This window comes from Ectothiorhodospira shaposhnikovii, assembly GCF_016584105.1.
Taxonomy (GTDB): domain Bacteria; phylum Pseudomonadota; class Gammaproteobacteria; order Ectothiorhodospirales; family Ectothiorhodospiraceae; genus Ectothiorhodospira; species Ectothiorhodospira shaposhnikovii.
In genome coordinates this window covers 138562-146160 of record NZ_NRSM01000008.1, presented here as the reverse complement: position 1 = coordinate 146160, position 7599 = coordinate 138562, and the positions used below count along the sequence as shown (strand labels likewise).

The 7599-nt window shown below is 57.9% G+C and carries 6 protein-coding genes; all 6 read right to left on the bottom strand.

Annotated elements, in window-relative coordinates; genetic code table 11:
• On the bottom strand, nucleotides 1–189 hold a 189-nt coding region (locus CKO35_RS06670; protein ID WP_200173378.1), incomplete at its 3' end, for a transposase.
• A 432-nt stretch (nucleotides 190–621) separates the two neighbouring features.
• On the bottom strand, nucleotides 622–999 hold the full coding sequence (locus CKO35_RS06660) for a hypothetical protein (RefSeq protein ID WP_200173873.1): 378 nt from the start codon (nucleotides 997–999) through the stop codon (nucleotides 622–624).
• 130 nt (nucleotides 1000–1129) lie between these two features.
• Complete coding sequence (locus tag CKO35_RS06655; RefSeq protein WP_200173871.1) at nucleotides 1130–2443, bottom strand: histidine phosphatase family protein; 1314 nt, start codon at nucleotides 2441–2443, stop codon at nucleotides 1130–1132.
• A complete protein-coding gene (locus tag CKO35_RS06650; protein ID WP_200173869.1) occupies nucleotides 2440–4104 on the bottom strand; it encodes a methyltransferase in 1665 nt (554 codons plus the stop codon). The genes CKO35_RS06655 and CKO35_RS06650 overlap by 4 nt, the downstream gene beginning before the upstream one ends.
• A gap of 105 nt (nucleotides 4105–4209) precedes the next feature.
• Nucleotides 4210–6564 (bottom strand): glycosyltransferase, encoded by a 2355-nt coding sequence (locus CKO35_RS06645; protein WP_200173867.1) that lies wholly within the window; start codon nucleotides 6562–6564, stop codon nucleotides 4210–4212.
• Nucleotides 6561–7487, bottom strand: coding sequence for an NAD-dependent epimerase/dehydratase family protein (locus CKO35_RS06640; protein ID WP_200173865.1), 927 nt, complete (start codon nucleotides 7485–7487; stop codon nucleotides 6561–6563). Before CKO35_RS06640 ends, CKO35_RS06645 begins: the two co-directional genes overlap by 4 nt.
• Between the last annotated feature and the right edge of the window lie 112 nt (nucleotides 7488–7599).

Below are 7599 nucleotides of genomic sequence, written 5' to 3'. Positions count from 1 at the left end.
CTGGTCCTCCTGTTGGTCATGCTGGGGAGATTGCCGCTCACGTTCCTTGCGCAACCACCGATCCAACAGGCTGCGATTGATTCCCAGAGACCGGGCAGCTTCGGCCACCCCATACCCCTGGCGCTCAACCAACGCCACTGCCTCAGCCTTGAATTCCGCCGTGTATCGACGTCGTGCCTTCTTGCTCATGAACACCTCCAATGCATAGCCTACGAGGGCTTAACGGGGTGTCCGCTACAATTGGACCACTTCACGTCTCGTCCTTAGGCGCCCTTGAGCTTCGGCAACAGGTCGGGCAGGTCATCCCGGCGGATGTTCCACAGGGTGCCGTCGTCGATGCCGAGGTAGACGTGGACCGCCCACAAAACGGCAGAAACCTGGACACCCTATGAGAGCCCCAAAGACGAACAGCGCCCCCTGTGTCCTGCCCATCACCGACTCTATTCTGCCCACCGGTATTCACCAGAACAGGCCATGCCCGGCCGACCTTCAGCGCCTTCCGGACACTTGGATCACCAGATGATACCGGCAGGCCTTTGAGGTATTCTCACGAGCGCATCCGGAAAACGCTGCGGCGCGATATCGGCGCCACCGCATCAGGAGGCCTACTTCAGAAGATCACTAGTGCTCAAACAAGCATCGGAGCAACTCATCTGCCTCTGTAGTTGTCTTGATATTGACACGCAACTCCCCATTAAGAATATCGGCCGCAGGAAAGGAACTTAGCACACGCTGTTTTCCAACAGGACCGAGCATTGCCAAACCAGGCTTCCGTATATAGCACTTAATGAAAGCACGGTTGACAGCGAAATCAAAGGGACGCTCTCCCTCAGCACCTCCTACTGAGAATACTCCGTAGGCTTTCATATAGCCGCGCTCAAACGACCTACCGTGAAAAGTTGGCAAATCACGGATATAATTTTGGATTTTATGCAAAGCATCGACCACAGCATCTTCGCGAATGTACTCTTCAAGAACAGAATCTGACACAAACTTCATCTCCCCCTCCCTTTAGTTGAGTAGACGAGTCCCGAAGCCAAAAATATGATGCAAGGCGTTTGAATCGCAAAACAGCTAACTGACCGACTCTCACGGCGACGGCAAGCAACAGGCCATACCGCCCCCCGGATCATGAATACCGAGATGCGAGCTCCTCAATAACCCCATATCCACCGATGGCGGTGCGGTGGTAACGGTCAACCATTCCTGTTTGCATCTCACTCGACTGAGCCTCGAAAAGACCCCATATTACCTCCTCTTCCTCCGCCGGCACCGAAAAGCTGAGTTCACAGGCATACCTGCGCGCCCGTTCAAGCGTTGTGAGTGCGTATTTCCAGTTCACAAGGGGCTTGAGCAAACGAACCTCACGCAAGCTGACCGATTCAGTCGCGAGTGGATGCACAACGGCAGACCACTGATCTCTCCCCAAGTGCTCGACACCCACAGCTGACAAGCCAATGTCGAACAGGCTAAGCCGCTCTGGCAATGTTGTCGGCTCAACCTTGTGAGGGATTTCGATGAGGCGCCCGGAAAGTTCGAACGCATCTGCGAAGGGCCGCGGATCCTCATACCGCGCACCACGAGCGAGAAGTGCGTCAATAAGGATCTGTCGGTCACGTTCCGATGGTGCCCACAGATCGAGGTCTCGAGGGGGACGACCGGTGAGCAGAGACTTGAAAGCACCACCGGCAAGGAAGAAACGGGCGCCCGTGTCCAGCCCTACGGTTGATCCGATCTCCCGTCGCGCAAACTCAATGACATCTCCTTCATTGAAGTTGCAAAGGGGGGTTGAGCATTGGATCTCATGGTCTCGGTAGGCAGCATGGATAACTTGCTCCTCAGCCCAGAAGAATGCACCTTCCAGGTACCATGGCCAGCAATCAAGATCGACCGGTTGGCGGAGTATGCGCCCAGCTGTGGCGCTCACCAGCGAATCATGTGTCACAAAAACATGGATTCCAGGCCGGCCGGTAGCCGCTCCGAGCATGTGCTGGACAAGGAAGCGTGCCGCCTCGTCAGGCCTCGCCATTCCTGGCAATGCTGATGGCTCAGACACGAGATGACGCACCACCCCCTCATGCCCCAATTTTTCCCAATTAGACCAAGCGCGCCGGCCATCGACCACGAACACACCCGGGTCACCGAGATGACGGTCGGGGATGACAGTGATTCCCGCGCGGGCACCCTCAGATAATGCCTCTGCAGTCTGCATGCATCGGACTAAAGGGCTTGCATGAAGGGATTGCAGACGACCTTGCAGACACGCTCCCAGGTCGAGTGCGAGTTCGCGGCCGATCGCCGTGATGGGAAGCGTATCCGCATCACTAGGAGGCAGGTGGTCACGGACGGAATGCCTGAGCAGCAGCGCCACCGGACGATCCTTGGGAATGCGCTCCAGATTCCTTAGCACCGAAGGAGGAATCTGCCAATGATCATGGGTCATGACGCCTCACCCACGATGATCGACGGAAGTGACGCTAACCTTCGGGTGGTTTCCAACCGAAACCCAGTGGAGGAAAGCAGGCGCGCAAAATCCTCCTCTGACCGTTCACGGCCACCTGTTACCATAAGCAAGTGAAGGTCACACAAGGCACCCGAGACACCCCCCTCCGGCAGGAGCATTTCAATGATGTAGATCCGGCCACCATCAGGAAGGATGGCGCGCGCATTTGCTAGGATTTGGCATGCGGCATCGTCATCCCAGTCATGAAGTACACGCGATAACAGCACGACATCTGCATCAACACCCCAGGGCGCAAAGAGGTTGCCGCTGCGCCAGCACAGGCCAGGTATTGAGGATCGACCCATCGTCACCACTTCAGGTCGTTCAAGCACCGTTACCTGTGACAGCGGATGGGCTTCGAGAATGAGTTGCCCGAGTACACCAAGCCCACCGCCGGCATCAACAATCCGCTCATCACCTCGCAGTTCAAGAGCACGACAAACCTCGGCGTAATCTTGACGAGCATAGCTTTTCAGCATGCGATGGTGTCCAGCTCGGCGATCGTCGTCGCGGGCGACATCTTCGAATACGTCCGGGGCGGCCCAGTCCGAGCCGCGACGCAGTGCCTCGGGCAGTCGCTTCCACATATCTGTAAACGCGCCCGCGTATTCCAACGCTGCATCCGCCAAGGTCATGGGGTGATCCGCCAAAAGGAATTCGCCCCGGGGCGTCAGACTCCAATTCTCCACGCCCCGGACAGCAACCCCGAGTTCGCCAAGCGCTCTGAGAAGACGCCGAGCCCCATCATTAGTGAGTCCACATCGCTCAGCGATCTCGTCTTCGTTCGCAGGCAATGACTTGACGACCCCAAGCCTCACTGCTGCGGCAATGCTCTGGGTTCGCCAAAAGCCCACCATGTCCTCGGACAGGGCTGCAAACTCCGATCTGCGAGGTGGTCGCAAGTCGGCCACTGTCACACCGGTTTCGTCGATCACGATCAATGCACCATCGAAGCGCTCGACCCGGGCCTGTCCGTTGTAAAAGGGTTCAACGCTCAAAAAGCGTTGCCGATAAGCAGGTCGCCCCCGAACGTCAACATGCATCCAGCCGTCTTCATCCCGTGCGCGGGCGAAACCTTTGTGGAAAACGTCAAGGTCGACAAACCAGCCCCCGTGGATGCGCCTCCCGTCGAAATCGATATGTGTCGAGTACCCATCGACCGCTTGCACCACCGCAACACCATCACGGTAGTCGCCCACATAGCGCCACCGTTCGCGATAGGCGGCACTGCCATCAAGGTTGATGTGATGATAAGTGCCGTCATCGCTGCGCACGCTGCTGCGCCCTTGCTGAAAGTTGCCACACCAGGCGTATCGATCGGGATAAACGTCTTCGCCATCCGGCGCAATGTGATGCCATCCATCGGCCGAGGCAACAGCCGCCAAGCCTTCGTAGTAACCGAAGGTTCTGGCGAAGCGGCGCTGATACGCGGGAGACCCATCCTCTCGAATGTGCCAAGCCTGGCCCGCCCGGTGGACAGGGGCCAGACCCGGCGCATGGAACTTCAGCACTCCATCGAAGCGCTCGTCATAGGCAGAGCCGCCAGTGATGTGGACATGATGTGTACCACATCCAGAAGGCAGCAGGTCACGCCATGACATGGCAGCCCCCTTGCCTGGCCAGTGGCCTTGATATAGGCCACACAACCAGGCAAATCGCCCGATGGATCGGTTGAGCGGGCAGTCTCCCCTTGAATTTATGCATGATCACGCATCAACTCCCCCCACCGGCTTACGCATATGGCAACCGAGACAAAGCGGGTAATTTCGATAGATTGCCGTCAGCTCTTGGTAAGCTTCGCCGTTCCAGATCTCCATAAACCCCCTCTCGTCAAGGCTACCGAAATCACCCAAGGCCCGCCGCTGGACATCAGGAGCGCAGCAGGGGGCGAAACGGCCAGTTGCGCTCACCCACGCCTCCTGCCCCAAGAAAGGACAAGCCCCCCTTGGAGCAGGATGTGCATCCTCGTTGGTATCCAGCAGGACGATATTCTCGAGGCGAATGTGCTGCCCATTCGCCAACGGTTGCTCGGCTGCTGCTTGACGTGCAGCAACCACGGCCCGGTTCCAGCGTTCGATGGCGCTAGGGTTCCGGCGCATTGATTGACCTTGGATCTCCCGGAAATGCGTCCAGAGATGATGCCCCTTGACACGATCAACGCCGAGGCGCACTGCCAGACGAATCATATCTGCCAGCTCGTCGACGTTCGACTCCAGAAAGGTCAGCTGAAACGTGACCCGACACCGGTTGCCACCGGCTGCAGCGTGCGCATCACGGACAGAAATGAAATCGCGCACATGATCGAGCATTTTCTCCCAACGGCTCCCCAGCATGATGGCTTCCTGCGTCGCCGGGCTCGCACCGTTCCAGGAGATCTTGACGTCCGTGGTGACAGGGACGATACGTTCTGCCCAGGCTGCGGCCCCGAGGCGGGGAAAGGTACCGTTCGTGGTCAGGTTCAACTTGACGTTATAGCGGTGACAGAGTTCGATCATATCCTCGAAGTGCTCATAGAGGAGCGGCTCACCCATTGTTGAAGGAATGATCTCCTGCAACCCATGCGGAACGGTCTCTGCGATTACCCGCTCAATCAGCTCGAACGGCATCAAACGCCGTGAGCGACTTTCTTCCTTGCGACGATGCTGAAGAGGACTATGCGGAGAATGCTCTTCGCACATGATGCAACTCAGGTTACAGGTATCCGGATTGGTATCGAAGGTGATCCGCCAAGGGCCGGGCCGCCGACAAACGCACGTGGATGCCTGCCGATTCAGTACTTGGTCGTAAAGCCGCTCTATCTCGCTGACATGCTGCTCGATCGAGGGGATGTCGCCTGTATCACTGTAGACATAACCGCGTGAGCCGAGCCGAGAAGCAAAATCTGGTGAATCGACGAGACGCTGCATTTGCTCAGCGAGGGCTGAAACGGAACGATGCCTGAAGAGCAGTCCATTGACCTCGTGGTGAACGTACTCTGCCATTCCTCCTGCGTCCGCCGTCACCACGGGCACTCGGGCCTGCTGCGCCTCGTGGATGACAAGCGGAGAGTTCTCAACCCAGACCGAAGGGACAACGATGGCGTCGCAGCGGTCAAACACATCCCGGACGATTTCCTGATTCCTGTACTCGGAGAACCACTCGATCCGGCTAGCAACGCTCTCCGGCAAAGATGCAGCGATGCGCCTGAGCGCTTCTGTGTCCTGACCACGGGGACGACCCCAGATACGCAGACGGGCGCCCCCCCCGAGCAAACCGAAGGCACGTATCAGATCCTGTACACCCTTGGCGGGGATGTGGGTACCGATGTATCCGAACGTGAACGGCTCGCCGGGAACACGACGTCGACCGGCCATGCGCTCTCGCGCGAAGCCATAGTCGAGGTAGACAAGCTTCCTCTCGGGGAGGCCAAAGTCGTTTCGAAAGCGATCGCGCAGATAGCGCGCGGGAGCGATGAAAAGATCCACAAGATCGGTCATCTCGCGCACATGCCGCATGCGTCGAGCCACCCATCCACGCCAGTAGTCGAGATCGGCGTCGAAATCATCCATCGCGCCACTGAAGTACCTTGCATAGCATCGCTCGGCGCATTTCCGATCGTCCTGGCCATCGCAGGCAGCCCAAAGATTGTTCGGGTCTTCCGGGAACATTTGCATGAACTGCCCGCGTGGACACATCAGCCAGTAGTCATGCAGTGTGAATACGATGGGGATCTCACGCCTCACAACTTCCCGTAGAAGTGAGGTAGAGAGGTGGTTGAGATGTCCCACATGAACGATGTCAGGCTCTACGCGATCAAGGACATGCGCAAACTGCTGGTCGATTCCACTTGCCCGATATCGGTCCTTGAGGCGAGGATTATTGACGAGGTGCAGAGTAATGCGAGGGTCATCGGCATCAGGCTCGGTGCGTAGCCGGAAGTCAGGTGCGAAGGCGTCTTCCTCGCGGGTAAACACATGAACCTGATGGTGCTTGGCGAGCCCGTGACACAGCGTCTGACTATAGACCTCCGAACCCGCGTTATAGCGCATCGGGTAGCCGTGGATAACCTTGAGAATTCTCATTGAACAATATCTTCCACTTCAATTGCGTGGGGAGACTCGTGGAAGGCGTGTACGAGCCGAGCAACTCCCTCCTCAAGTCGCACCTGTGGCTGCCACCCAAGCAGCGCTCTGGCTCGCTCGGGGTTACCAAAAAAACGTGCAACATCGAAATCGCGCGGTGCCGCAACACGAATCGTGGAGCTTGATCTGGCGATTCGGATGCTCAAGCTTGCGAGCTCTCCCAGTGTTGTCGGCCTTCCACTCACGAAATGGATAGGAGGTGGCGTGGGCTCGTCTGCAGCGAGCAGTTCCACCAAGGCGACAATACCGCGACTGACATCATCGATATGTGTGAAATCAAAGGTCTGGTCAAGCCCATCCACACGAAGCTCTCGGCCCAACACCGCCGCGCGGGCAAAAGCCGGCACCACGCGGTCGGCGTGGTCAGCCGTGGACCCGAACACATTGGATAGGCGAATCGTGCAAGCACGAACACCTGAACGCCGTGCTTTTTCGACGAGAAGCTCGCCCTCGACCTTCGAACGTCCATAGACATTCACAGGCGACAGCGAACAGTCCTCATCAACGGGTAGATGAATGGGCTGACCGTAGACCTCCCGGCTGCTCGCGAAGATCAGCCAAGGCATTCGAGGAGAATCGGACACAACCTCGAGGACATTCCTCACCCCAGTCACATTTGTGGCCCAGCACACTGCAGGATCACGCTCGCCCCAGATCACTCGGGAGACCGCGGCGAGATGGATGATGCCACTCACGTTGGCCACCACCTCCCGCAGTCTATCCCGGTCACGGACGTCACCTCGACTCTGGCCATGCGCATGAAGATCGAAGTGGACGACGTCAGCACCTTGGGCTGCAAGTCTCGTCGTGAGTGCCTTGCCGACAAGACCGGCCGAGCCGGTAATAAGAATTCGTTGATTCATTGTGATTCCTCCCAAGACACGCATGAGCACCCCGCCCGATGATGCCGACGGGGCGCATCGTTGCAGTCAGGTCAGTTAGCCCTGGCCGGGGACGGCCTAGAGGGTCGGGAGG

Coding starts and splice junctions, on each gene's coding strand:
- CKO35_RS06660 (WP_200173873.1), bottom strand. CDS start 999: ATGAAGTTTGTGTCAGATTCTGTTCTTGAAGAGTACATTCGCGAAGAT.
- CKO35_RS06655 (WP_200173871.1), bottom strand. CDS start 2,443: ATGACCCATGATCATTGGCAGATTCCTCCTTCGGTGCTAAGGAATCTG.
- CKO35_RS06650 (WP_200173869.1), bottom strand. CDS start 4,104: ATGTCATGGCGTGACCTGCTGCCTTCTGGATGTGGTACACATCATGTC.
- CKO35_RS06645 (WP_200173867.1), bottom strand. CDS start 6,564: ATGAGAATTCTCAAGGTTATCCACGGCTACCCGATGCGCTATAACGCG.
- CKO35_RS06640 (WP_200173865.1), bottom strand. CDS start 7,487: ATGAATCAACGAATTCTTATTACCGGCTCGGCCGGTCTTGTCGGCAAG.